This is a genomic window from Actinoallomurus sp. CA-142502, from assembly GCF_050936355.1.
GTDB lineage: Bacteria > Actinomycetota > Actinomycetes > Streptosporangiales > Streptosporangiaceae > Actinoallomurus > Actinoallomurus iriomotensis.
This window is the reverse complement of record NZ_JBNJMY010000001.1, coordinates 5,611,697-5,634,923: the sequence shown is the minus strand read 5'-3', so window position 1 is coordinate 5,634,923 and position 23,227 is coordinate 5,611,697. Positions and strand designations below refer to the sequence as shown.

General features: G+C 71.7%; 22 protein-coding genes. 9 read left to right on the top strand and 13 right to left on the bottom strand.

The features are described 5' to 3' along the window. Position 1 precedes the first annotated feature (1 nt). From ACQEV1_RS26840 to ACQEV1_RS26830, 3 genes are read right to left on the bottom strand one after another with little or no spacing between them, the layout of a single operon-like run. Positions 2-1,192 carry an FAD binding domain-containing protein gene (locus ACQEV1_RS26840; RefSeq protein WP_285575743.1) on the bottom strand — a complete coding sequence of 397 codons (1,191 nt, stop codon included), beginning with the start codon at positions 1,190-1,192 and terminating at the stop codon, positions 2-4. Next, positions 1,192-2,613: an MFS transporter gene (locus tag ACQEV1_RS26835; RefSeq protein ID WP_285575741.1), complete on the bottom strand. Its 1,422-nt coding sequence runs from the start codon at positions 2,611-2,613 to the stop codon at positions 1,192-1,194. The genes ACQEV1_RS26840 and ACQEV1_RS26835 overlap by 1 nt, the downstream gene beginning before the upstream one ends. A gap of 32 nt (positions 2,614-2,645) precedes the next feature. Next, the gene (locus ACQEV1_RS26830; RefSeq protein ID WP_433396894.1) at positions 2,646-4,139 is read right to left on the bottom strand and encodes an aldehyde dehydrogenase; all 1,494 of its coding nucleotides are present in this window, start codon (positions 4,137-4,139) and stop codon (positions 2,646-2,648) included. Between the two features lie 119 nt (positions 4,140-4,258). On the opposite strand from ACQEV1_RS26830, the gene ACQEV1_RS26825 reads away from it, so the two are divergent. The 6 genes from ACQEV1_RS26825 (at position 4,259) to ACQEV1_RS26800 (ending at position 9,422) form a co-directional block, all read left to right on the top strand. Then, a complete protein-coding gene (locus ACQEV1_RS26825; RefSeq protein ID WP_433396893.1) occupies positions 4,259-6,046 on the top strand; it encodes a helix-turn-helix domain-containing protein in 1,788 nt (595 codons plus the stop codon). Between the two features lie 72 nt (positions 6,047-6,118). Then, positions 6,119-7,033, top strand: coding sequence for an aminoglycoside phosphotransferase family protein (locus tag ACQEV1_RS26820; RefSeq protein WP_433396891.1), 915 nt, complete (start codon positions 6,119-6,121; stop codon positions 7,031-7,033). A gap of 304 nt (positions 7,034-7,337) precedes the next feature. Beyond that, the gene (gene mihF / locus ACQEV1_RS26815) at positions 7,338-7,649 is read left to right on the top strand and encodes an integration host factor, actinobacterial type (protein WP_433396889.1); all 312 of its coding nucleotides are present in this window, start codon (positions 7,338-7,340) and stop codon (positions 7,647-7,649) included. A gap of 106 nt (positions 7,650-7,755) precedes the next feature. Beyond that, on the top strand, positions 7,756-8,235 hold the full coding sequence (locus ACQEV1_RS26810; RefSeq protein ID WP_433396887.1) for a hypothetical protein: 480 nt from the start codon (positions 7,756-7,758) through the stop codon (positions 8,233-8,235). Between the two features lie 54 nt (positions 8,236-8,289). Continuing rightward, positions 8,290-8,874 (top strand): dihydrofolate reductase family protein, encoded by a 585-nt coding sequence (locus ACQEV1_RS26805; protein WP_433396885.1) that lies wholly within the window; start codon positions 8,290-8,292, stop codon positions 8,872-8,874. 110 nt (positions 8,875-8,984) lie between these two features. After that, positions 8,985-9,422: a DUF6069 family protein gene (locus ACQEV1_RS26800; RefSeq protein ID WP_285624238.1), complete on the top strand. Its 438-nt coding sequence runs from the start codon at positions 8,985-8,987 to the stop codon at positions 9,420-9,422. Positions 9,423-9,548: 126 nt separating this feature from the next. On the opposite strand, the gene ACQEV1_RS26795 is transcribed toward ACQEV1_RS26800, so the two are convergent. From ACQEV1_RS26795 to ACQEV1_RS26750, 10 genes are all read right to left on the bottom strand, one after another. Beyond that, a complete protein-coding gene (locus ACQEV1_RS26795) occupies positions 9,549-10,469 on the bottom strand; it encodes a cyclase family protein (protein WP_433396883.1) in 921 nt (306 codons plus the stop codon). Next, positions 10,466-11,392, bottom strand: a complete 927-nt coding sequence (locus tag ACQEV1_RS26790; RefSeq protein WP_433396881.1) for an ornithine cyclodeaminase family protein — start codon at positions 11,390-11,392, stop codon at positions 10,466-10,468. The genes ACQEV1_RS26795 and ACQEV1_RS26790 overlap by 4 nt, the downstream gene beginning before the upstream one ends. Further along, on the bottom strand, positions 11,389-11,817 hold the full coding sequence (locus ACQEV1_RS26785) for an aconitase X swivel domain-containing protein (RefSeq protein WP_433396879.1): 429 nt from the start codon (positions 11,815-11,817) through the stop codon (positions 11,389-11,391). Before ACQEV1_RS26785 ends, ACQEV1_RS26790 begins: the two co-directional genes overlap by 4 nt. Then, positions 11,814-13,100, bottom strand: coding sequence for an aconitase X (locus ACQEV1_RS26780; RefSeq protein ID WP_433396877.1), 1,287 nt, complete (start codon positions 13,098-13,100; stop codon positions 11,814-11,816). The genes ACQEV1_RS26785 and ACQEV1_RS26780 overlap by 4 nt, the downstream gene beginning before the upstream one ends. Next, the gene (locus ACQEV1_RS26775; RefSeq protein WP_433396876.1) at positions 13,097-14,323 is read right to left on the bottom strand and encodes an amidohydrolase family protein; all 1,227 of its coding nucleotides are present in this window, start codon (positions 14,321-14,323) and stop codon (positions 13,097-13,099) included. The genes ACQEV1_RS26780 and ACQEV1_RS26775 overlap by 4 nt, the downstream gene beginning before the upstream one ends. Continuing rightward, the gene (locus ACQEV1_RS26770) at positions 14,320-15,333 is read right to left on the bottom strand and encodes an oligopeptide/dipeptide ABC transporter ATP-binding protein (protein WP_433396874.1); all 1,014 of its coding nucleotides are present in this window, start codon (positions 15,331-15,333) and stop codon (positions 14,320-14,322) included. The genes ACQEV1_RS26775 and ACQEV1_RS26770 overlap by 4 nt, the downstream gene beginning before the upstream one ends. Next, complete coding sequence (locus ACQEV1_RS26765; protein ID WP_433396872.1) at positions 15,330-17,198, bottom strand: dipeptide/oligopeptide/nickel ABC transporter permease/ATP-binding protein; 1,869 nt, start codon at positions 17,196-17,198, stop codon at positions 15,330-15,332. The genes ACQEV1_RS26770 and ACQEV1_RS26765 overlap by 4 nt, the downstream gene beginning before the upstream one ends. After that, positions 17,195-18,205, bottom strand: a complete 1,011-nt coding sequence (locus tag ACQEV1_RS26760; RefSeq protein ID WP_285624255.1) for an ABC transporter permease — start codon at positions 18,203-18,205, stop codon at positions 17,195-17,197. Before ACQEV1_RS26760 ends, ACQEV1_RS26765 begins: the two co-directional genes overlap by 4 nt. A gap of 2 nt (positions 18,206-18,207) precedes the next feature. Further along, on the bottom strand, positions 18,208-19,743 hold the full coding sequence (locus ACQEV1_RS26755; protein WP_433396870.1) for an ABC transporter substrate-binding protein: 1,536 nt from the start codon (positions 19,741-19,743) through the stop codon (positions 18,208-18,210). A 205-nt stretch (positions 19,744-19,948) separates the two neighbouring features. After that, on the bottom strand, positions 19,949-20,548 hold the full coding sequence (locus ACQEV1_RS26750) for a helix-turn-helix domain-containing protein (RefSeq protein ID WP_433396868.1): 600 nt from the start codon (positions 20,546-20,548) through the stop codon (positions 19,949-19,951). A gap of 173 nt (positions 20,549-20,721) precedes the next feature. On the opposite strand from ACQEV1_RS26750, the gene ACQEV1_RS26745 reads away from it, so the two are divergent. From ACQEV1_RS26745 to ACQEV1_RS26735, 3 genes are read left to right on the top strand one after another with little or no spacing between them, the layout of a single operon-like run. Further along, the gene (locus ACQEV1_RS26745; protein WP_433396866.1) at positions 20,722-21,492 is read left to right on the top strand and encodes an SDR family oxidoreductase; all 771 of its coding nucleotides are present in this window, start codon (positions 20,722-20,724) and stop codon (positions 21,490-21,492) included. Positions 21,493-21,520: 28 nt separating this feature from the next. Beyond that, positions 21,521-22,453, top strand: coding sequence for a 3-keto-5-aminohexanoate cleavage protein (locus tag ACQEV1_RS26740; protein WP_285624263.1), 933 nt, complete (start codon positions 21,521-21,523; stop codon positions 22,451-22,453). 15 nt (positions 22,454-22,468) lie between these two features. Beyond that, positions 22,469-23,188, top strand: a complete 720-nt coding sequence (locus ACQEV1_RS26735) for a helix-turn-helix domain-containing protein (RefSeq protein ID WP_433396863.1) — start codon at positions 22,469-22,471, stop codon at positions 23,186-23,188. Positions 23,189-23,227: the final 39 nt, after the last annotated feature.

Sequence of the window (23,227 nt, the reverse complement as noted above, 5' to 3'; positions counted from 1 at the left end):
TTCAGCGGTCGGGCCCGTAGAGGCCGAACCGCAGGCTGGGGTCGCCGGGTGTCCAGGTGTTGTGCGACTGCGAGCGTTCGCCCATCGCGATCACCCGCTCCAGCAACCGGGCACTGAGCTCGAGTTGCGCCGGCTCCCACTTGCGCAGGGCCGCGGGGATGTCGCCGTCGGCGGCGGTGAGGGCGTCGGCGAGCGCCCAGGCGTCCGCGGCCGCCTTGGCGGTGCCCGCGGCGGCATGCGGTCGTGCCGCCGCGGCGGCGTCCCCGACCAGGGCCACGCGGCCGTCGGCCATCCGGTTCGAGCGGACGTCGGACACCACCTGGATGTAGGGGTGTTCGGTGGCCGTGACGACCTCGGCCGCGGCGGGCGCGAGCAGCCGGGCGGCCGTCTCGCGCATCTCGTCGACGTAGCGGTCCTGGACCAGGCCCGGATGCAGGGACACGGTGCCGGTGAAGCCGCGCTTGTCGATGAGCATCTCCGCGAGCTCACCGCCGGGCGGGACGTTTCGGTACCAGACGTAGTTCATCAGCCGGTCCTGGCGACCGGTGCCGCGCTCGCCGGGGATCGGGTAGAGCGTGATGTGCGAGTGCGGGACCACGCTGTAGGAGATGGCGTCGCCCAGCAGAGCGCGGGTCGTCTCCGTCAGCTCGTGTTCGGGGACGGTGCCCCGCCAGCCGACATAGCCGGAGTAGTCGAACCGGGCGTCGGGGTCGAGCAGAGACCGGCCGATCGAGGTGATGCCGTCGGCGAAGATCACGAGCTCGACCTCGGCCCGGTGACCGCTGACGAACCGGACCGTGGCGTGGTCGCCGTCCTGCGCGACACCGCAGGCGAACTCTCCGAGGTGGTAGTGGTCGGTGCCGAAGTCGGCGAGCAGGGCCCGGTAGAAGGTGCCCCAGGAGGTGTACGTCCAGCGGCGCCGATCCCGATGAATGATCCCGTTGTCGTGGTCGAGGTACTGGACGTACTCCGTCGCGGTGCTGAGAGTCTCGAGACGCTGTGTGCTGCGCTCGGTGAACCAGCGGACGGTGTCGGGCTGGAGGACGATCCCGCCGCCCCGTCCGTCCAGCGCGGTGGGAGTGCGCTCGAAGACCTCGACCGAGAAACCGAGGTCGCGCAGCAGCAGGGCGGTGGTCAGCCCGCCGATGGAGCCACCGATGACGGCGGCGCGGGCACCTTCGTAGTGGGTCATCACCCGGTCTCCTCTGCGGTGGGGACCGCGTCGCGGTCGCGATGGGCGGTCGGCGTGTCGTCCGCCGACACGGGAGTGGCGGGTACGGGGTCGGTCGGCAGCGGAGCGCCGCGCGTCTCCGGCGCGAAGAACAGTGCGGCCGCGCCCAGCATCCCGACGGCGACGACGCAAGTGGTGGCGAGGCCGAGGTCTCCGCCGAACCAGGAGGCGGCGACGACCCCGGCGACCAGCGGACCGGCCGCGGTGATGTAGCGCCCGATGCCGTTGTAGAGCGCCATGCCCGTCGCCCGCACGCTCGGCGGGAAAAGCTCGGGCCCGTAGACCAAGATCCCGGAGAGGGCGCCGTAGAGGCCGAACCCGGCGACTGGAATGACCAGCAGGAACGTGGTGTAGCCGTGGGGGAGGGGGAACAGGAACACGACGCTCGCACCGGAGACCGCGAAGCTGGCGGCGAAGGCCTTACGGCGCCCGATCGCGTCGGCGAGGAGGCCCCAGGTGGCGTAGCCGAGGACGCCGCCCGCGTTGAACAGCATCGACGCGACCGCGACACGACTGTTGGCGACGCCGGGTGACAGGTCCGCCGACGCGGCGGCCTGCCGGATCACCTGCGGGTACCAGGTCGAGACGCTCCAGAAGGCGATCAGTGAGCCGGTGGCCAACGCAGTCCCGACCAGCGTGTGCTTCAACAGCGGGCGGGTCAGCAGCCTGCGCAGCACGAACCGGTCCTCCGCGGTGCGGTCGCCGCGGGCCTTCCGCTCCCGACGCGCGGCGATGGTGTCGCGAATCTCCGGTGGCTCGGGGACATGCCGGCGGATGAAGTACACGAGCAGCGCCGGAATGACGGCGATGCCCATCATCGGCCGCCAGCCGTGCCCGCCGAGAAGGTTGTAGGCCAGCGCGGCGATGAAGAAGCCCATGGCGTAGCCGGACATCATCACGCCGGACGCCCGGGCCCGGTAGCGGTTGCGCCAGGCCTCGGCGACCAGTGCCGCCCCGACCGGGGCCTCGACACCGGACCCGAGGCCGGCGATGAAGCGGAACACGCCAAGCTGCCACCAGGTGTCGGCGAGCGCGGCCAGCGCGGTGAACACCGCGTAGGTCACGATGCCGGCCGACAGCACGCGGACGCGTCCGAAGTGGTCGGCCAGGATTCCGAACAGGATGCCGCCGGTGCCCCATCCGAACAGGAACAGGGCGACGGTGAGGCCGCCGTAGAGGCCGATGCTGCCGGTGTCGGCGGCGATGTCGCTGTGCGGTAGCAGCTCCGTCATCGCCGGGCCCAGGACCAGCGTGTACAGGCTGCCCGCGAACCCGTCGAGGGCCCAGCCCATCGTCGTGCCCAGCAGAACGAGCCACTGCGTGCGTGTGATCTCGGTGTACCAGCGGCCGGGCGGTGACAGGGCGGACACACGGTTCGACATGGATCGTCTCCTTCGCCGAAGTCGAGCAGAGGTCAGTTGAGGCGGCCGGGCGTGTCCGCGCCGTACCAGTCGACGTCGTCGGACGCGGTGCGGGTCACGACGGTCTTGATCCAGGTGAAGTCCTCGAAGGACTCGGAACCCGCGTCACGGCCGGTGCCGGACTCCTTGATCCCGCCCCAGGGCAGAGAAGGCTCGAGCCGGTGGTGATCGTTGACCCAGACCATCCCCGCCGCGAGCCGATCCGCGACGCGGTGCCCACGGGCCAGATCACGGGTCCAGACGCCGGCGCCGAGGCCGAACCGGTTGTCGTTCGCCTTCGCGACGGCGTCGTCCTCGTCCTCGAACGGGACGACGACGGCGACCGGGCCGAAGATCTCCTCCTGCGCGACCCGCATGGAGTTCGCGGCGTCGCCGAAGACGGTGGGACGGACGAAGAAACCGCCGCTCAGCGGCTCGGGCAGGTCGGGGACGCCACCGCCGGTGACGAGCCGCGCGCCTTCTTCCATCCCCATCGCGATCACGCGCAGGACCTTGTCCCGTTGCACGGCGCTCACCAGCGGGCCGAGCTGTGTCCGCGGGTCCGACGGGTCACCTATCCGAATCGCGTCGGCGCGCCGGGCCAACGCCGCCACGAATCGGTCGTAGCCGCCTCGCTGCACGAGGAACCGGGAACCGGCCACGCAGGACTGCCCGGCCGCGACGAAGGCGGAGAACGCCGCGCCCTCCGCGGCGACCTCCGGTGCGATGTCGTCGAACACCACGATCGGGGTCTTGCCGCCGAGCTCCGCGGTGACGCGCGCGAAGCGCGCCGCGGTCGCGACGGCGGCGGAGCGTCCGGCCTCGGTGCCGCCGGTCAGCGTGATCTTGGCGATGTCCGGGTGCCCGGTGAGCCGCTCGCCGACCTCACGACCGCCCGTCACGACGGTCACCACGTCCTCCGGCAGGCCCGCCTTGCCCAGGAGTTCGACCAGCGCGAGCGTGGACAGGGGGGTGAGCTCCGACGGCTTGACCACCACGGTGTTTCCCGTGGCCAGGGCGGCGGAAAGGCTGCGCGCCAGGATGAGCAGGGGGTGGTTGAAGGGCGTGATGATCCCGCAGACACCCAGAGGCGCCCGGCGCTGGTAGGTGAGGTAGGGGCCGTCGGACGGCAGCACCGCGTCTCGCTGCGCGGCGAGCAGGCCGGCGTTGTAGCGGAACCACTCCGGAACCCGGGAGAGCTGGGCACGCGTCTCCGTCACCGGCCGGCCGTTGTTCCGGGTCTCCAGCTGGTAGAGCGACTCCGCACCCTCTTCGATCACATCGGCCGCGCGGAGCAACGACCGGCCCCGCTGGGTCCGGGTCAGCGTCGGCCACGGCCCCTCCAGGAATGCCGCCCGTGCACGGCGGACCGCGGCGTCGACCTCGTCGAGGGTGCTGTCGGGCACCGTCCGGATCACGGTGCCGGTGGCCGGATCGATGATCGGCCGGTCGCGCCCGGCCACGACACCGTCTGTGACGGGATGCGGGGAGTTCGTCGGCGTCGACATGCGATGCCCTTCCGGGTAGGGAGGCTCGGATCAACACAGTGTGACCACGGAGTACGGCCGGGACGATGTCTGGAAGAACATCGTTTTCCTGTAGGGATGTCATCTCGTACATTCACGGGATGGACAGCAGAGAGGCCCCGGGGCTACGAAGGTGGCTGGCCGCGATCAGCGCCCTGACCGCGGCGGTCAACGCCGGCACCGGACTTCGGGACGTTTTGGACCTCGTCGCCGCGACCGCCAAGGAACTGCTCGGCCTCGACTTCTGCGGCGTGCTCGTGCCGGACGCCGCAGAGCGGACCCTCGTCATCGCCGGCTGGAGTGGACTCACCGAGGAGTACGTCGCCCGCGTCAACTCCGACCGCCCGGTCCCTCTGGAAGCCGACGCGACCGGCGGCGCCCCATCCAGCCGGGCGTTCCGCTCCGCCCGGCCCTGCGCGATCGCCGACATCTCCCGCGAGCCGAACTTCATCTGGGGCGGCGTCGCTCGCGAGCAGGGCTACCGGTCGATGCTGTCCGTACCCCTGATCACCGCATCCGGGGTGATCGGCACGCTGAACAGCTATCGCTCAGCCGTGCACGAATTCGGCCCCGAGGAGATCGAACGACTTCAGCTGCTCGCCGAACACGCGGCCCTCGCCATCACTTCCGCGCGGGTCCTGGACGATTTGCGCCATCAACGCGACCTCATGATCCGCTCGGAGAAGATCCACGAACGCCTGCTGCGCGTCGCCGTCCGCGGAGGTGGAGTCGAGGGCATCGCCGGTGCTCTGCGCGATCTCCTCGGCGTTCCGGTCCTGGTGCAAGACGTACGCGGCGAGATCCTCGCCTACGCCGGAGAACCGCCCGCGCCCGACGCGAGGGATCTCCTCACCGTCGGGAACGGTCGGCGCGCGCCGGGGGCCGAGATCGTCCACGAGCAGGGCCGTCACGTCGTCGTCGATGTCATTCTCGAAGGAGAGGTCACCGCCCGAGTCTGGATCCCGGGCCAGGCCGGTTCACTCGCGCCCTTGGACCGCCGGGCCTTGGAACACGCCTCGATCGTGCTGTCCCTCGAACTGCTCCGCCGGCGCACCGCCCTTGAAGTCGAGCAGAACCTGCGCGGCGACCTCCTCACCGACCTCCTCGCCGGCTCCGACCCCGGTTCGTCTTCCGTACGTGACCGCGCCAGGCTGCTCGGCCACGATCTGACGCGGGACCATCTCATCCTCGTCGCCCAGCTGACCGCAGGCGGGCGCCCGGCTCCGGCAAGCACGATCCAGCGAGCGCTGGCCGACGCCGCCCGACTCGCGGCCGCCGTGCGTCCACGACCGCTCGTCGCGGTGCACCGCGACGTCATCGTCGCCCTGTGGCCGGTCGAGGCGACGGGCCCGGCGGCGCACAGACCCGCCGCCGACGCCCTCCGACGGGTCGTGGCCTCCGCTCACGGCGTCGACGACGTGACCATAGCGGTCTCCAGCCCCGCCCAGCGGGACGTCGTGAGTGCGTACCGCACCGCACGGGGCGCACTAGCCGTCGCCGGCCATGCCGGGCGGAGCGGAACGACGATCACGCTTGATGACCTCGGAGTCGCGGGACTACTCCTGCAACTCGGCGACCCCGCACGCCTGCGCGCATACGCCGACCGCACCCTCGGCACCCTGATCGACTATGACCGCGACCACGGAACCGCGCTGTTGCGCACACTCCGTGCCTACCTCGACTCATGCCTCGACCGCCGCGTCACGGCCCGCACTCTCACGTTGCATCCGAACACCGTGAGCCAGCGTCTGCGCCGGATCGAAGCGCTCACCAGCCTTGACCTCCGGTCCTCACAGGCCGTGGTCGACGCCCGCACCGCCCTCATCGTGCTCGACGTGGCAGAAGGAACCGACCGCCCAGAGGGCTCGACCACCTCGCGACCGTTCTGACCCGAGAACCACTCTCGTTGATGCCGCGTCGGCCCGGACCGGGTCGGCTTCATCAGGCTACCGTTGCTCCACATGACGCATGCCGAGATCGAGGTCACCGCGGAGTTGGTGCGGGATCTGCTGCGCGACCAGCACCCCGACCTGGCCGACTACCCGGTGAGGCTCGGCGCGCGTGGCTGGGACAACCAGCTGTGGCGGCTCGGCGACGACCTCGCCGTCCGGTTGCCCTGGGCGACGCCGTCCGCGGACGCGCTGCTGCGCAAGGAGCACACCTGGCTGCCCGCCCTCACTCCTCGCCTTCCGCTGCCCGTTCCCGTTCCGCAACGTCTCGGCGAGCCCTCCGCGCGGTTTCCGCGGCCCTGGATCGTCACCACCTGGGTGCCGGGCACACCTGCCGACCGTGCCCCCGTCACGCGCGCCGCGGAGGCGGCCACCGCCCTGGCCGCCTTCCTGACGGCACTTCACCAACCCGCTCCCGATGAGGCGCCCGCCGGCCGGGGCCGCGGAGGGCCGCTGACCGGCTACTCCGAGGGTTTTGCCAAGCAGCTCGCCTCGGCCACCGAGCTGGGACTCATCCCCGACCCTGACGCCGTCCGCGCGGTCTGGGAGGACGCCCTCGCCGCGCCCGACTGGGCCGGCCCGGCGCTGTGGCTCCACGGCGACCTGCATCCGGCCAACGTCCTCACCGCCGACGGCACCCTCTGCGGCGTGATCGACTTCGGTGACCTCTTCGCTGGCGACCCGGCCTACGACCTCTCCGCCGCTTGGAGTCTGCTGCCGGACGACACCGCCGATCGCTTCCACGCCGCCTACCGGCCGGCCCCGGACGCCGCGACTCTGCGCCGCGCCCGCGGATGGGCGGCCGGACGCGCCGTCGCCGGCATCCTCATCGCGGACGCCGGCGTCCACGGCCGGCCCGGCGGCAAGCCCACCTGGGGCCCGCCCGCCCACGCCGCACTGCGACGCCTCATCGCGACCCATCGCTGACCAACCGGCTTCCCCACGCGCGCAGAAGGCGGTGACGCGGTCGATGCTCGACCGAGCGGGCAGGGTACGGCTGTGGGAGCACCCGGCCCCGTACCCGTACGGCACCTTCGCGGGAAACCCGGCACGCTCGCGAGCGCGGCCCCGAGCCTGTGCCACCCTTCCGGGCCGTGACGCGCGCCGCGCCTGCACGGCCGGGGCGTGCGGGCGCGGCGGGTTGTCGCCCGATGCTGTCGGCACCACCCGGCATGATGGCTGCTCGTCCGCCGCCCGGCGGGCAAAGGACACACCGAAGGGACGGACTCTGATGGCTCTGCCGACGATGACGCCGGAGCAGCGTCAGGCGGCGCTCGAGAAGGCAGCCGAAGCGCGTGCCGCACGAACCGCGATGCTCAACGAGGTCAAAGCGGGCAAGCTGAGCCTGGCCGCCGTGCTCGGTCGCGATGACGATACGGCGAAGAAGACCCGCGTCTCCCAGCTCCTTCGGGCGCTGCCCGGCGTGGGCAAGGTCAGTGCGGAAAAGGCCATGGCCGATGCCGGCATCGAGGCGAACCGCAGGGTCGGCGGGTTGGGCGCCCGGCAGCGTGAGGCGCTGAACGTGACGTTCCCCCAGCAGTAGCGGCGGGACGTGAACCGGCGGCGGCTCCACGGCTGCCGCCGGTCGGCGCGTGCGGCCGGACAGAAGCCGCGGCCGCACGGTGAGGCGTTCGACGTCGCCGCGGACGATGCGGATTATCAGCTCGGCCGGGTCATCGGCGCTGGCGGCGGCCGCCGCGTTCGCCGATGCGCGGGTCGCCGTGCACACCGGCCGGTACGCCGATCCGGCGCGGTTGGTCGATGCCGCGCTCGCGTCGTTCCCGGAGAAGTGGTGGCTGGCCTACGCCCACGCGGCCGGGGCCGAACTCGCGGTCGTCGCGGGATCGCCCGACGCCGGCGAGCGGCTCGCGGCGGCCGAATCCGCCGCCGCCGAGAACGACTGGGCGGCGGCCTGCCTCGCGCGCGCCACCGCCCGCCACACCGGTGACGTCCGGCCGGCGATCGAGTCGGTGACCCGGTGGGAACGCATCGGCGCCCGGTTCGAGCGCGCGGTCACGCTGATGCTGGTGCCGGGACGAGCCGAGCGGAACTTCGAGCGCTCAAGGCCACGGTGCCGGCTCCGTAGTGGATTCCGTGGTGGCCACGGATGTTCCCTCGGCGGCCGCTGACCAGACTCATGGTCATCCCGCTGAAGGCGGGGCGGATCCTTAGGAGGAGAGACCATGGGGAACGTTGCGTCGAGCATGTCGATGTCGCTGGACGGGTTCGTCACCGGACCGCACGACAGCCGTGAACGGCCGCTGGGTGAGGGCGGTGAGGTTCTGCACGACTGGCTCGGGCCGGCCGGGACACCTGCCGACCAGGCCGTGTTGCAGGAGATGGTCGATGGTGCCGGGGCGATCGTGATGGGCCGCCGCTCCTATGACTTCTGCGTCGGTGAGGGAGGCTGGGGCGAGGGCGGCCCGGCCGGTGACGTGCCGTGTTTCGTGCTCACGCATCACGCACCGGACCCGGCCGGTGTGCCGCCGGTGTTCACCTTCGTCACCGACGGGATCAAGAGCGCCATCGCCCAGGCGCAGGCCGCCGCGGGCGATCGTACGGTCGGCCTGCACGGTGCGACCGCGGCTCAGCAGGCGCTGGAGGCCGGCCTGCTGGATGAGATCCAGGTGCACCTGGTCCCGGTGCTGCTCGGCGGCGGGGTGCGTCTTTTCGACCTGCTCGGCGCGGGCCCGGTCGAACTCACCCGCGACCGGGTCATCGACGCCGGCAGCGGAGTCACCCACCTGCGATACCGCGTCAACCGGTAACGCCACGCCGGTCGAGCCGCCACCTCGCGGCCAGGCCGCCGACCGATGACGTCGCTCGGTCCACCCCGCCATAGGGACACTCTCGCTCGCACGAATACGAAGGAAAGCACATGAGCAACATCGGCCACGCCGCCGCTCCGTCCGCGACCGTCATGACCTCACCTCGCACCGTCCCGCTGTGGCGTACCGGCGGGCTCGCCGCCATCGCCGCCGCCCTGGCCACCACCGTCATCGCCGCCGTCGCCACGAGCGCGGGAGTGTCTCTGAAGGTCGGCGGCCAGCCGATTCCGCTGTTCGCCTTCACCCAGCTGACACTGGCGGGCGCCGTGATCGGCATAGTGCTGGCCGCGGCGCTGCGGCGCTGGGCCGCGGCGCCCAGGCGCACATTCGTGGCGGTCACCGCCGTTCTCACGGTGCTGTCGGTCGTGCCCGACCTCGTCGTCTCGGCGGCACCGTCGACCAGGGCCGTCCTCATTGCCGCCCACCTCGTGGCCGCGGCGATCGTCGTCCCGCTCGTCGCCCGCCGCCTGCCCACCCGCATCCGCTGACACCGCGAGGGAGGCACCTGATCACGCGGGCCCCACCGCCCAGCAGAGAGGTGGGGCCCGCGTCGTACTGGTGCTGACGGGTTCGGCGTTCCAGTGCGCCGCGAGCGCCGCTGATCGTCCCGGGGGCTACTTCAGCGCGAGCGGGCTGATGGGGGAGCCGACCGCGCCGGCGACCTTGAGCGGTGGCGCGGTGAACAGGAACTCATACCTCCCGTCGTCCGCGCAGTCATCCGCCAGGGCCTCCAGGTCGAAGATCTCGCCGAGGGGGATGCCCACGTCGCGGAGCAGCACGCAGTGCACCGGGTTCGTGGCGGCGAGGTCCTCGCCGGGCGCGACTTCGATGCCCCAGTTGTCCATGGCCAGCGCCGCGAGGTCGTGGTCGCGGATCCACCGTACGCAGGCGAGGCCGAGTCCCGGTTCGGTGCTGATCCACCCGGCGCCGTCCCGCTCGGCGGCGAACTTCCCCCACCAGCCGGTCCGGACGAGCAGGATGTCGCCCGGACGGATCTCGGTGCCCTGCCGCTCGGCGACCGCGTCCAGGGTCTCCGGGCCGATCACGTGGCCGCCCTCCAGCCAGTCCACGCCGGAGTGGCGGGCGACGTCGAGCAGGACGCCTCGCCCGGTGACCCCGCCGGCGAGGGCGTCGATCGAACACCGGCGCGCGCCGTGCGGGCCGATCGTGTCCTCCGCGAAGCCGTTGTAGAGCATGCCGTCGTACCAGACGTGCGCGAACGCGTCCCACTGCGTGCCGGCCTGGAGCGGCATGACGACGTAGTCGTCGGACCACCTCGCGCCGCCCGGGTACTCCTGCCCCGCCCCGGTCTCGGTCATGAGGTGCAGCGGGGCGATCCGCCCGGGGAAGGCCGGCGGGCCGTCGCCGTCGAGCGGGACCCCCAGCTCGAACACCGCGCCCTTGCGCACCAGCCGGGCCGCCTCCACGATGTGCTGGGGCGTGATCAGGTTGGTGGTGCCGCGTTCGTCATCGGCGCCCCAGCGGCCCCAGTTGCTGACCGCGGCGCCGATTCGGCGGAAGTCGGCGGGCGTCATGAGGCGGCCCTGCGCTCGTGCAGCACCGCCGCCACGGCCAGGTCCTCCCAGGCCATCCCGACGCTCTTGAACACCCGCGGTCTCCCGTCGTCGGCGACGGCCCGGCCTCGTACGAGGTCGGCCAGCTCGATCAGGTCGGCCTCGTCGACCGCCCCGTGGGCGAGGGCGTGGACCACCTCTCCGGCCTCGGTCACGGCCGCGGCCCGCGACTCGACCACCACGTGTGCGCCGGCCATGACGTCGTCGCCCAGCTCACGGGCGTCGGGGTGGTGCGAGCCCATCGCCACGACGAGGGTGCCCGGCGCCAGGAGCTCCGCCTCGAACAGTGGTTCGCGCGCGCTCGTGCAGCAGATCACGGCGTCGGCCTCGTGTACGTCGCGCGCCGTGCCGGGCCGGACGCGGAGTCCGTCGTCGGCGCAGCGGCGGATCAGCCGCTCGGTCCGCTCCGGGTCGCGCCCGACGACGACCACGTCGCGCAGGCCGTACAGCGCGTGGAAGGTCTCGATGTGCGCGCGGGCCTGCGGTCCGCTGCCGAACACGACGGCCGAGCGGACCGGGCGGGTCGCCATGTGGCGTACCGCGAGGGCCGACACGGCCGGGGTCCGCAGCAGGGTGAGCTCGGCACCGTCCATCATGGCGCGCAGCCGGAGCGTACGGGCGTCCATCAGCAGGTACAGCCCGGAGATCGTCGGGAGCCCCTCACGCGGATTGCCCGGCGCCAGGCCGAGGACCTTGACGCCGACGTAGTCGGCGCTCTCCGACGGCATCAGCAGCAGCTCGCCGTGGCTCGTCGGCCGGGAGACGCGTCCGGGTTCCGCGGAGGGCCGGATGTCGGCCAGCAGGGCCCGCTCCAGCGCGTCCACCAGGAGCCGCGCGTCGGTGAGCCGTCGCAGCCTCCGGGCCTCGATCACCTCGGTGCTCATCGGCGTCTCCCATCGTCGATCGAGATCTCGGCGCTCTCGTCCGTCGCCGACACCGTCACCATCCCCTTTCGTGGAAGCGCGTCGAAGTCCTCGGCGGACAGGACGACGATCGGCACCTCGATCGAGTACAGCTCCCGTACGACGATCGCCGCGAGCGTCACGATCGCGTCGGGCCGCCGGAGCAGGACGGCCGCCGGCGACACACCGCGCCGCATCTGCTCGGCGAGCACGCTCGAACTCGAACTCGACCCGCGGCTCCCGGACATGACCAGCACCCGTCCGGCGGGCGAGGCTCCCCGTTGCGGGTGGTGCACGTCGGTGATCTCGCCGGTCGCCACGTCGGTGCCGCCCCAGAACGACAGCGGCTCGTCCAGGAGCAGCAGGGGAGCGGTCGCACACCCCGGGCTGAGCGGGACCCCGATCATGGCACCCGCCAGAGGCCGGGGTCGCGGACGACGCGCCCCGCGCGCGCGGACAGCACGCACTCGGGCAGCGAGGCGAACACGACATCGATGCCGAGGTTGGTCGGGGCGTACCAGGCCCACTTCGCGGAGTTGGTCATCACCACCCGTGCCGAGGTCCGCAGGACCGGGGCGATGTAGGTACAGGTGTCGACCAGGATCCGCGCGCCGGCCCGCCGGCAGGCCGCGGCGTCGCCGTTGCGCTCGGCTTCGGCGAGGACGGCCCGGCTCGTGGAGATCCAGAACTCGATGTCCTCATCGAACGGCGGGCCGTCGGCCACCAGCGCGGCGAGCGCGCGGAACTCGGCGACGGAGAAGTGCGGCGTGCCGACGCTGATCGCGTCGAGCCGCCCGTCCGGCGCCGTGGTGAGCTCGTCGCGAGCCGCGAGCAGATCCGCGGCGGTCACCTCGTGACGTCGTTCGGCTGCGCGTCCGCCGAAAGCGGTCGCGGCATCGGGCGCCTCCGGAGTCAGGCCGACGGCGTGGAACAGGGCGACGCCGCCGGCCGAGGCCGCCGCGGCGCCGAACGCCTTCAGGCGGTCCTCGTCCGCGTCGCCGGGCAGGCCGGTCAGCACGGGGACGCGCGTACCCGAACGGCGGCCGACGAGATGGCCGAGCGCCGCCCAGGCGACGTCCGACGCGAACGCCCCGGCCGGCACCCGCGAGCAGTCGAACAGGACCTGGCCCGCGCGGTTCTCGTCCCGGTGCAGACCGACGTACGGCGCGGAACCGGTCACCGCGGCGCAGATGTCGGCGAAGTCGCCGTACCGGTCGGTGCGGGCGCCGAGGACCGAGTTGGCGAACACGATGGCGTTCGACTCCGCCCACGCCACGTGCCGCCCGTACGCCGGTCGTTCCCGGAGTTGGTACGGAGCGCAGGTCCACGTGGGTTCCGCGCCGAGCGCGACGTAACCGTCCATCAGCCGCCGGGCGTCCGCCCGATCGGCGGCGTCGCCGCGCACCACGCTCGGGTGCAGCAGGTCCAGCGAGCCGACGTTGAGCGTCGTGGGAACGGCGACCCGGGCGCCGCCGGCGATCAGCCGCTCGACCAGGTCGATCCCCACCTGCCCGTGGAAGAGACAGCCGTCGACGTGCGCGGAGTCGACGGGGATCAGCCGGTCGGCGCCGAGCGCGCGGGCGAGCCGGACGATCACCCGCATGGCCAGCGCCGCCCCGTCGCCGCGACGGCCCGCGAGCATCTCCCGCTGCGCGGCCGTCAACTCCGGATCGCCGACGGCCTGCCTCATGCGGCCTCGCCCGCCCGTTCGCGGCTGTGGACGATCCGCCCGTCCTTGATGACCAGCCGGATCCGCGCGAGCGCGCCGATGTCGGTGCCGGGGTCGCCCTCGACCAGCAGCAGGTCGGCGAGCTTGCCGACCTCCACCGTGCCGGTGTCGTGAAGGACGTCCATGTTCTCGGCGGCGTTGCGGGTGGCCGCGCGGATCGCCTCCTGCGCGGTCAGCCCGTACTGGACCATGAGCTCCAGCTCGCGGACCAGATCCGTGTGCGGGTTGTACGGGGTGCCCGCGTCCGTACCGGCCGCGATCCGCAGACCGGACCGGACCGCCGCCACGAAGCTCTCGCGGTGCCGCTCCGCCTCGTGCACGGCCTTCTCGAACACCCAGGGCACCATGCCCGCGCTGTTCTCCGCGTTCACGATCGAGGCCACGGCGAGCAGGGTCGGCACGAGGTACGTGCCCTGCGCGACGGCGAGTTCGAGCGCCTCGTCGTCGAGGCGGATCCCGTGCTCGATCGAGTCGACGCCCGCGCGCAGGGCGTTCTTGATCCCCTGGTTGCCGATCGCGTGCACGGTGATCCGCCGTCCGGCGTTGTGCGCCTCCTGCGTCGCGACCGCCAGCTCTTCCCGCACCAGCCCGGTCTGCCCGGGATCGACGCCGGCGGTCAGGACACCGCCGGTCGCCATCGCCTTGATGAAGTCGGCACCGGCCTTGATCTCGGCCCGGGTCGCCGCCCGGACACCGTCCGCTCCGTCGGCCTCACGTCCGATGAAGTGGCCGTGGCCGCCGGTCATCGTGATCACGCGTCCGGCCGCCTTGACGCGCGGTCCGGGGATGAGGCCGTCGTCGATCGCCTTGGCCAGCTCGATCACGATCCCGTCGGCGGCGCCGCAGTCACGGACGCCGGTCACCCCGGCGCGCAGCGCCAGCTCGGCCATCTTGGCGCTCTTCAGCGTGGCGAGCGGCACCGAGTCCGACTCGATCTGCCGCGTGAAGTCCGGCCCGCCGTCGGCGGACAGGTGGACGTGCGCGTTGATCAGGCCGGGTAGCAGGCTGCATCCGGCCCCGTCGACGACCGCGTGCGGCGGAAACGACGGGGCGGAATCGGACGGGCCGATCCACTTGATCCGCCGGCCTTCGACGACGACCGCGAACCCGGGCCGACCCGGTCCGTCGTTGCCGTCGATCAGGTTCACGTCCCGGATCAGCAAGTCCGCCGCAACGTTACTCATGGGCCCTCCTCGTCCTGTATCACCGCTTTGATCGGATAGTGACAGGCGGCCCTGCGTTCGCGCGAGGGTAGAAGATCGGCCAGGATCGGCGGCTCCACCGCGCAGCGGGTCCGGTCCTCATGGGTCCTCGGCCCGTAGCGACATCGCGGGTGGAACACGCATCCGGACGGCGGATTCGCCGGATCGGCGGCGTCCTCGGTCGCGAGCCCGCCGGCCGCCGCCGGCGTCGACCGGCCGCTCGGGTCGGGCCGGCTGTCGCGCAGCAGCTCGGTGTAGGGGTGCGCGGGACGGGTGAGGACGTCGGTCGTGCCCTGCTCGACCACCGTGCCGAGATACAGGACGCTCAGGTCGGTGCACATGTACTGCGCGATCGCCAGGTCGTGGGTGATGAAGACGTAGGTCAGGCCGAGCCGTTCGCGCAGGTCGAGCAGCAGCTCCAGAATCTCGGCCTGCACCGAGGTGTCAAGCGAGGACGTCACCTCGTCCGCGATGATCACTTCTGGCCGGACCGCCAGGGCACGGGCGATGACGATGCGCTGACGCTGACCGCCGGAGAACTCGTGCGGCAGCCGCTTCGCGGCGGAGCCGTCCAGCGCCACCGATTCGAGCAGCTCGGTGATGCGTTCACGGTGGGCGCCGGCGCGAAGCCGGCCGCGCGGGTCGATCGCCTCGGCCAGCGTCCGCTCCACCGACATCCGCGGGTCCAGCGAGGAGTACGGGTCCTGCGGGACCAGCTGGATCCGGCGCCTGGCCGCGAAGCGCTCCCTTCGCGACAGCCGCCGTACGTCGGTGCCGTCGAGCCGGACCACGCCTCGTATCGGGGTCAGCCGCCCGACCAGCACCTGGGCCAGCGTGGACTTGCCGGACCCGGACTCGCCCACGATGCCCATCGTGCCGCCGCGGCGGACCGCGACGTTCACGTCGTGCAGCACACTCCGCGAGCGCGAGCCGGAGCCGTAGCCGGCCGACACCCCCACGGCGCTCAGCACGCTCTCGTCGGTGTGGGTCATGACCGGACCTCCGCGGCGGCTGTCTCGACATGGCAGGCGACGGCGTTGCCCGAAGGCTCGGCGACCAGCGGCGGAACGATCTCGGTGCAGACCGGCACGGCGAGCGGGCACCGGGGCGCGAAGGAGCAGCCCGGGCCCTGGTCCTCGGCCGCCGGGGCGCGTCCGGGCAGCGGCACGAGCCGCGCTCCGTCCCGCTCCGGCGCGGTGTCGGGTGAGGCGGCCAGCAGTGCTCGCGTGTAGGGATGCCGTACGTCGCGCCGGCGCAGGTCCTCGACCGACAGTTCCTCCACGACGCGTCCGGCGTACATCACGCAGATCCGGTCGCAGAGCGAGGAGACCACGCCGATGTCGTGCGAGATGAGGAGGATCGCGGTGCCGTGCGTCGTGTTGATCTGTTTCAGCAGGCGCAGCACGTCCGCCTGCACGGTGACGTCCAGCGCGGTGGTGGGCTCGTCGGCGATGATCAGTTTCGGTTCGGGCAGCATCGCCGCGGCGATCATCGCGCGCTGCCGCATGCCGCCGGAGAGCTCGTGCGGATACTGGCGCATCCGCAGCTCGGGCGAGGACACCCGGGTCTCGGCCAGCCGGGAGACCGCCAGGGCGTGGGCCTGCCGCCGGGACATCTTCGCGTGCACCCGGAGGACCTCTGTGAGCTGGGTGCCGATCCGCAGCGCGGGGTTGAAGCTGCTCGACGGGTCCTGGAAGACGATCCCCAGCTCGGTCGCCAGCCGGGCGGGCGGTGCCTTCGCCGGATCGGCCAGGTCGACGCCGTTCACGTTGAGGTGCGCCGCGGACCATTCCAGCTCGCGAGGCAGCAGCCGCGCGAGGGCGAGCGCGGTCAGGCTCTTGCCGGAACCGGACTCGCCGACGATCCCGACGATCTCGCCGGCGTCCACGGTCAGCGAGATCCCGTGGACCAGCTCCCTGCCGTCGGGCCGCCGGATCGACAGGTCGCGGACGGACGCCACCGGTGCGGCACCCCCGGCCCGGCTCGCGTCACCGGCCGTCGGCGGGTCGGTGGACCGGCGCACGGCGCGGTGCGGCCGCGACGTCCCGCGCGGGTCCATGTGCCGCACCAGGCCGTCGCCGACGAGCCCCGCGGCGAGGCCCGTGACCAGGATCGCCGCGGCGGGACCGAACGCCTCGCCGGGGTTGTCGTACAGGTTGCGCAGCCCGCTCGCCAGCAGGCTGCCCCAGTCATAGGACGGCGGCTGGACGCTCAGTCCGAGGAAGCTGAGCCCGGAGACGGTCACCACGCTGGTCGCGAACCCCACCGAGGTGAGCACGAGCAGCGGCGGGGCGATGTTCGGCACCACGTGCCGGGTGACGACGCGGAACCGGCCCACGCCCAGCAGCCGCGCGACCGTGACATAGTCCCTCTCCTGCACCGACAGCGCGAGCCGGTTGGTCAGCCGGGCGAACTGCGGGCAGAACGCCAGGCCGATCGCGCCGACCACCGACGCGCGGCCCGGGGAGAGGATCGCGGTGAACGTCAGCGCGATGATGATCGGCGGGAACGACAGCAGCAGGTCGATGACCCGGTCGCCCAGCGTACGGACGGCCGGCCCGGCGGAAACGATCACCGCGCCCAGGAAGGTGCCGAGTGCCGCCGCGATCGCGGTCGCGGCGACCGCCATCTCGATCGTCGACCGCGTGGCGACGACGGTACGCCAGAACACGTCCCGCCCCAGCGCGTCGGTGCCCAGCCAGTGCGCGCCCGAGGGGCCCTGGCGGATGTCGCCGGTCAGCGCGTCGGCGCGCGCCTGCCACAGGATCGGCCCCGCGACGGCGACCAGAACGATGACCGCTGCCAGGACGAGGCCGACGAGCAGCATCGCCGGAAGCCGGGTACGTACGCCTCTCATGAGCGCGCCCCCGTCAGCACTCGTGGATCGAGCAATCCGAGCGTGACGTCGACGATCAGATTGATCAGCACGGCGACCAGGCCGAGCACGAGGATGATCCCCTGGACCTCCGGATAGTCGCGGCGCACGATCGCGTGCACGATCTCCGCGCCGGCGCCCGGCATGTTGAAGACGTTCTCGGCGACGACCGTTCCCCCGAGCAGCGCCACGAGGATGAGCCCGCCGAGGGTCAGCGTGCTGGTCACGACGTTGGGCACCACGTGCCGCAGCAGCAGGCGTGTGTTCGACAGCCGCTTGCTCATCGCCATCGTGATGTAGTCCTGCGACAGCACCGCCGCCGTCTCGTTGCGCACCAGACGGGTGAGGACCGCGGCCGGCGCGATCGCGATGGACAGGGCGGGCAGGATCATCGCGGTGGGGCCCGAGCCGCCCTGCACCGGCAGCCAGCGCAGGGTCAGGGCGAACACGTAGACGAGCACGGTGCCGGCGATGTACTCCGGCATGGCCCCGATGACCGAGGCGCCGACCCCGAACGACGACGTCGCGACGCGGGCCCGCCCGCGCTGCTGGGCCACCCCGACGGCGGTGCCCAGCGGTATCGCGACGACCAGCACGATGACCAGCGCGCTCATCGCCAGCTCGACCGTGAGCGGCAGACGCTGCGACAGCATCGACGACACCGGCTGGCCGGTCGTGAAGGAGGTACCGAGATCACCGTGCGCCAGGCCGCGGAGGTACGTCCCGAACTGCCGCCACAGGGGTTCGGTCAGCCCCAGCCGCTCACGGACCTGCCGCACCTGCTCCTCGCCGGCGGTCAGCCCGACGATCTGCCGGGCCGGATCGCCCGGCACCCAGCGCACGATCATGAACGTCACGACGATGAGGAAGGCGAGCACGGCGACCACACCGCCGAGCCGCCGGGCGAGGTAACCGGCCCACGGGGAGCCGGCCACCCGCCGGGCGAGTCCGCGGCGTACGGCCGGTGCGCCGGCAGCGGTCGTCGCCATCGTCAACCGCTCGCCTTGCCGACGCGGATCGACGCCGGTACCGCGAACCCGTTGAGGACGCTGCCGCTGATGCCGCCCGCGAACAGCACGTGCACCGGCGCGGTGGCCAGCGGCAGGACATCGTTGCTCCGCAGCAGCGACTGCTGGAACGTCGTCAGCGCCGCGCACTTCTCCTTGGCGGAGCTGGCCGTGGCCGCGTCGAACGCCTGCTCGGCGGCCGGGTTGTTCGTCGCGCCCAGGTTGAGCCCCTTGGGCGGCGCGCCGTGGACGAAGAACTGCCCGACCGGCAGGAAGCTCGACAGCCGGTTGCCGTACACGAAGATCGTGACGTCCCAGTCGTTCTTGCCGCTGAACAGGTCCGACACCCACGCCTGGTTGTCCATCGTGTGCACCGTCGCGGCGGCGCCCGCGGCCTGCAGGGCGGACATGATCTGGTCGTTCGCGGCACCGCCGGCCAGGATGTTCGTGCCGATGACCTGGAGCTTGACCCCCTTGAGCACCTTGGCCGCCGCGGCCGCGTCGTACTTGGGGATCTGCGCGGCCGAGCCGCCGTCGAAGCACTCGTAGGTGGATCGGCCGAGGCTGGAGATGAGCTGGCCGGCGCCGAAGCTCTGGACCTTGTTCAGCACGGAACGGTCCAACGCCTGGGAGATGGCGAGCCGGACGTTCTGCTGGGAGGTCGCGTGGCCGGCGGTCTCGTTGAAGACGAGCATCGTGTCGGACTGCGGTGATGCCTGAGCGCTGATCCCGGCGGTGGACTTGAACCGTTCCCACACGTTCGAGGTGAACGAGGCGACCTGGAGTTCACCGGTGGAGGTCAGGTTGGCCCGCGTGTTCTCGTCGTCGACGACCTTGAGCACCAGCTTCTTCGGCGGCTCGCCCGCCGCCTGGTCGGCGTACGCCGGTCCCCATGTGTGCTTCGCCCGGCGGGCCATCGTGTAGCTGGACCCGGTGACCTGCGACTCGGAGACGAAGGCGCCCGTGCCGGCGGACTTCGTCCGCAGGCTCGACGGGTCCTTCGTGCCCGCCGGGCAGACGATGCCGGCGTACGGACCGGTCATCCCGGGCACGAGGTCCGACCAGGGCTTTCCCGTGGTGATCGTCACCGAGTCGCCGGACGAGGTCGCCTTGGCCGTGTTGCCCGGGCCGATGGCCTGGCCGATGAGAGGTGCCTTGGTCGCGGGGTCGAAGAGCCGGTTCAGTGACGCCGCCACCATCGCGCCGGTGAGGGAGGTGCCGTCCGAGCAGGTGACACCGTTCTTGAGGTGGAAGGTGGCGGTCTTCTTCGTGGAACTCCACTTGTCCGCCAGGCCTGGGATCAGCTTGCCCGCGGGGTCGAAGTTGACCAGCGTGTCGTACAGGGCCGCGAGGGCGACCGCGTCCTGGAACGTGCTCGCCTGGGTCGGGTCGTAGCTGCTGACCGGACCGTCGAGCGTCATGGAGACGACGCCGTTCGTGACGTTCGGAGGCGCCTTGCCGCTGGACTTCGACGAACCGCCACAGCCCGCGACGAGCAGAGCACTTACGGTGACACTCATGACGACTGCCTGGTGCCCGGTTTTGATTCTCATGGTGGTCCTCGGGTGATCTGGCCGGATGAGAAGTGCGGCGCCCCAGAGCGGGCTCGGATCGCGTTCATCAACTGAACTCGTGTTCGGCCATGGTGACGATCTGGATATCCGATGTCAATATGTTGAACGCCAGACCGTTGGAAGCGCGCGCAACGCCCGGCGCGAGCGCGCGTCAGAAGGAGGGCGGCGTCATCGCGCCGATGAGCGCCGCGTTGTGGCCGGTGGCGTTGCGGTACCAGTGCGGCAGGCCGGAGTCGTAGGTGAGCGAGTCGCCCTCGTGGAGCGTGTACACCGTGCCGGCGACGCACACGATGAGCTCACCCTCGGTGATCATGATGCATTCCTCGCCGACGTGCTTGAACGGCGCGCTCTCGTTGCTCCATCCGGCGGCGATCTGCACCTTGATCATGCCGAGCCTGCCGTTCATGTGCGGCGTGATCAGGGTGTACTCGAGATTCTCGTCGGCCGTCAGCAGCCGCCGGTGCGCGCCGGCGCGGACCAGTGACCCCGCCTCGGCGTCGGCGAGGAAGAACCGGCCGACCGGCACGTCGAGCGCCTGCGCCAGCTTGACGAGCGTGGTGAACGACGGATTTCCCTGACCCCGCTCGAGCTGGCTCAACAGTCCGGGACTCATGCCGGCGGCCTGGGCGAGGGTGGCGATGCTCATGCCGGCGGTGCGGCGCAGCTCGCGTACGAGGTTCCCCACGACCGCCATCGTCGGCGCCGAGGCGCTCGAGTCGCCGGCCTGGGCCGCCCTGGTGTCGCGAGGCATGCGAACAGCCTGCCCGAGTGGGCAGGCGTCGTCAATATATTGAACAACCTGCCACGACGCGCGTCGTCCGCTCCGCGCTCCTTGACGCCCGTCTTTTCGTAAGTATAGCTTACGCCACCTAAGCCACAGTAACGATGCGGTCGATCAATCCCACGAGCGGAAGGCCGGACTCCGTGGCCTCTACCAGCGTTTTCGACACTTCCCTCAGCGGTCTCCTCACCGGACGGGTCGCTCTCGTCACCGGTGCCGCCGGGGCACTCGGCGAGTCGATCTGCCGCACCTTCGCGCGCGCCGGCGCCGAGGTCGTCGGCGTCGACCTGGTCGACGGCGGCGCCTGCGACTTCGTCGCGGACGTCGCCACGGCGGAGGGCAACCGGCTCATGGTGGCCGAGGCCGTTCGCCGCCACGGGCACCTCGACGTGCTGGTCCTCAACGCCGGCGTGCAGTTCGTCGCGCCGATCCCCGAGTTCCCCGAGGACGAGTGGGACCGGCTCATGAACGTGATGGTCAAGGGGCCGTTCCTGGCCCTGAAGGCGGCCTGGGCGGAACTGACCGGCCGGCCCGCGTCGCGCGTCCTGATCACCTCCTCGGTCTCCGGTCTGGTCGCCGAGCCGTTCAAGGCCGCGTACGTCTCGGCCAAGCACGCGGTCAACGGCCTGACCAAGGTCGCCGCGCTGGAGGGCGCGCCGCACGGCCTGACCGCCAACGCGGTCGCGCCCGGCTGGATGTCGACGCCGATGGTCGAACGCCAGCTGCCGGAGCAGATGGCCCTGCGCGGCCTCACGAGGGAACAGGTGCTGGAGCTCCTGCTCGACCGCCAACCCGTCAAACGCCTGATCGGCACGGACGAGGTCGCCGCCCTGTTCGCGTTTCTCGCCAGCGACCTGTCCTCCTCCGTGACCGGGGTCTGCCTACCGGCCGACCTCGGCACGCTCGCGTCCTGAAGCACCACCTTTACCGAAGGGATCGGTCATGTTGCGCGACAAGTACGAGCCGTGCGTCCTCACCGCGGCGGTGACGGGCGGCGACGTCCTCCCGAGCCAGAGCCCCCACATCCCGTGCGGGGCCGAGGCCATCGTCGACGAGGCGATCGCCGCCGCCGAGGCCGGAGCCACCTGCGTCCACCTTCACGCCCGCGAGCTCGACGGACGCCCGACCGGCGACCCGGCCATGTTCCGCGAGATCGTCACCGGCATCCGTGAGCGGTCCGACGTCGTCATCAACATCAGCACCGGCGGCACCCCCGGAATGCCCGAGGACCAGCGCCTCGCCGGCATCCGCGCCGGCCGGCCGGAGATCGGCACGCTGAACCTGGGGACGATGAACTATGAGGGCTTCCCGAACCGGGCGCGCTGGCCGAAGGTCCAGCACGCCTGGGAGCAGGAGGTCCTGGACAAGTCCGGGGAGGGCGTGTTCACCAACACGCTCGGCACCGTCCGCCGCTTCGCGGCGGAGTTCCGCGACCTGGGCGTCACGCCCGAGCTCGAGGCCTACGACCTGGGGCACCTGTCCATGGCCCGCTTCCTGCTCGACGAGGGGACCCTCGAGGCCCCCATCCGGATCCAGCTCGTGCTGGGCGTGCTCGGCGGGGCCGGCAACGCCCTGGACGACTTCTTCATCCTGACCCAGGCGGCCGACCGTATCCTCGGAGCCGACGCCGCGAGCATCAGCGTGGCCGCGACCGGTTTCCCGGGCGAGTTCCGCCATGTCGCGACCGCGCTGTCGTGGGGCGCCGACTGCCGGGTGGGCCTGGAGGACAATCTGCGGGTCCGTCGTGACCGGCAGGCGAAGACCAACGCGGAACTGGTGAACGTCGCGACCGAACTCGCCGACCGGCTGGCCAGGCCGATCGCGACGCCCGACGCGCTGCGCGCCGAGCTGGGTCCGTGGTACAAGGCGACATAGAGGAGTGGAAGCGAATTGGCTGCTCGCCGGCCGTCAGCGCATCAGCAGGGCGGCGACAGACGCCAGGGCCACTTCGGCGGCCCGGCCGCCGACGGCACCCGTGCCGAGGAGGGCGCGCGTGCCGAGGAGGGCCCGGGCGAAGGGCCGCCACCGTTGGTCCCGGACAACGACACCGATGCCGACGCCGTCAAGGCCCTGCTCGGCCGCAACATCAACAACCTGCGGACCCAGCGCGGCATGGCGGTACGCGACCTGGCGGAGCAGGCCGGCGTCTCGGCCGCGTTCATCTCCCAGGTCGAGCACGGTACGGCGACGCCCTCAGTGCCGACGCTGGTCCGCATCGCCCAGGCGCTCCGGGCCCACATCGGTGATCTTTTCCAGGCGTCCCTGTCACGCAGCCAGATCGTCCGGCAGGACGAACGCGCGGCGTACGAGTATCCGGACCGCGGCATCACCGAGGCCCAGGTCAGCTCGGATCCCAGCGGAAGCCTGGAAGTGCTGTGGGTGAAGCTCGAGCCCGGCGGTGGAACCGGCCCGGAGCTGTTCGCGCACGGCGCGGACACCGAGTTCGTGTTCATCCTCAAGGGGCGGGTCGCCGTGACCGTCGGTTCGGAGGTCCACCGCCTCTCGGCCGGGGACAGCCTCACCTTCCCCGGCAAGGACCTGCACGGCAGCCAGAACCTGTCCCGCGGTTCCTCCGAACTGCTCTGGGTGCAGACCCCGGCCTCGTACTAGCCGGGGGTCCGCCTCACCCTGTCCCTGTGGTCGTCGGGA

What these genes read in the sequence shown, in the direction of transcription:
- ACQEV1_RS26840 (WP_285575743.1), bottom strand. Translation starts at nt 1,192, where the DNA reads ATGACCCACTACGAAGGTGCCCGCGCCGCCGTCATCGGTGGCTCCATC.
- ACQEV1_RS26835 (WP_285575741.1), bottom strand. Translation starts at nt 2,613, where the DNA reads ATGTCGAACCGTGTGTCCGCCCTGTCACCGCCCGGCCGCTGGTACACC.
- ACQEV1_RS26830 (WP_433396894.1), bottom strand. Translation starts at nt 4,139, where the DNA reads ATGTCGACGCCGACGAACTCCCCGCATCCCGTCACAGACGGTGTCGTG.
- ACQEV1_RS26825 (WP_433396893.1), top strand. Translation starts at nt 4,259, where the DNA reads ATGGACAGCAGAGAGGCCCCGGGGCTACGAAGGTGGCTGGCCGCGATC.
- ACQEV1_RS26820 (WP_433396891.1), top strand. Translation starts at nt 6,119, where the DNA reads ATGACGCATGCCGAGATCGAGGTCACCGCGGAGTTGGTGCGGGATCTG.
- mihF (WP_433396889.1), top strand. Translation starts at nt 7,338, where the DNA reads ATGGCTCTGCCGACGATGACGCCGGAGCAGCGTCAGGCGGCGCTCGAG.
- ACQEV1_RS26810 (WP_433396887.1), top strand. Translation starts at nt 7,756, where the DNA reads ATGCGGATTATCAGCTCGGCCGGGTCATCGGCGCTGGCGGCGGCCGCC.
- ACQEV1_RS26805 (WP_433396885.1), top strand. Translation starts at nt 8,290, where the DNA reads ATGGGGAACGTTGCGTCGAGCATGTCGATGTCGCTGGACGGGTTCGTC.
- ACQEV1_RS26800 (WP_285624238.1), top strand. Translation starts at nt 8,985, where the DNA reads ATGAGCAACATCGGCCACGCCGCCGCTCCGTCCGCGACCGTCATGACC.
- ACQEV1_RS26795 (WP_433396883.1), bottom strand. Translation starts at nt 10,469, where the DNA reads ATGACGCCCGCCGACTTCCGCCGAATCGGCGCCGCGGTCAGCAACTGG.
- ACQEV1_RS26790 (WP_433396881.1), bottom strand. Translation starts at nt 11,392, where the DNA reads ATGAGCACCGAGGTGATCGAGGCCCGGAGGCTGCGACGGCTCACCGAC.
- ACQEV1_RS26785 (WP_433396879.1), bottom strand. Translation starts at nt 11,817, where the DNA reads ATGATCGGGGTCCCGCTCAGCCCGGGGTGTGCGACCGCTCCCCTGCTG.
- ACQEV1_RS26780 (WP_433396877.1), bottom strand. Translation starts at nt 13,100, where the DNA reads ATGAGGCAGGCCGTCGGCGATCCGGAGTTGACGGCCGCGCAGCGGGAG.
- ACQEV1_RS26775 (WP_433396876.1), bottom strand. Translation starts at nt 14,323, where the DNA reads ATGAGTAACGTTGCGGCGGACTTGCTGATCCGGGACGTGAACCTGATC.
- ACQEV1_RS26770 (WP_433396874.1), bottom strand. Translation starts at nt 15,333, where the DNA reads ATGACCCACACCGACGAGAGCGTGCTGAGCGCCGTGGGGGTGTCGGCC.
- ACQEV1_RS26765 (WP_433396872.1), bottom strand. Translation starts at nt 17,198, where the DNA reads ATGAGAGGCGTACGTACCCGGCTTCCGGCGATGCTGCTCGTCGGCCTC.
- ACQEV1_RS26760 (WP_285624255.1), bottom strand. Translation starts at nt 18,205, where the DNA reads ATGGCGACGACCGCTGCCGGCGCACCGGCCGTACGCCGCGGACTCGCC.
- ACQEV1_RS26755 (WP_433396870.1), bottom strand. Translation starts at nt 19,743, where the DNA reads ATGAGTGTCACCGTAAGTGCTCTGCTCGTCGCGGGCTGTGGCGGTTCG.
- ACQEV1_RS26750 (WP_433396868.1), bottom strand. Translation starts at nt 20,548, where the DNA reads ATGCCTCGCGACACCAGGGCGGCCCAGGCCGGCGACTCGAGCGCCTCG.
- ACQEV1_RS26740 (WP_285624263.1), top strand. Translation starts at nt 21,521, where the DNA reads ATGTTGCGCGACAAGTACGAGCCGTGCGTCCTCACCGCGGCGGTGACG.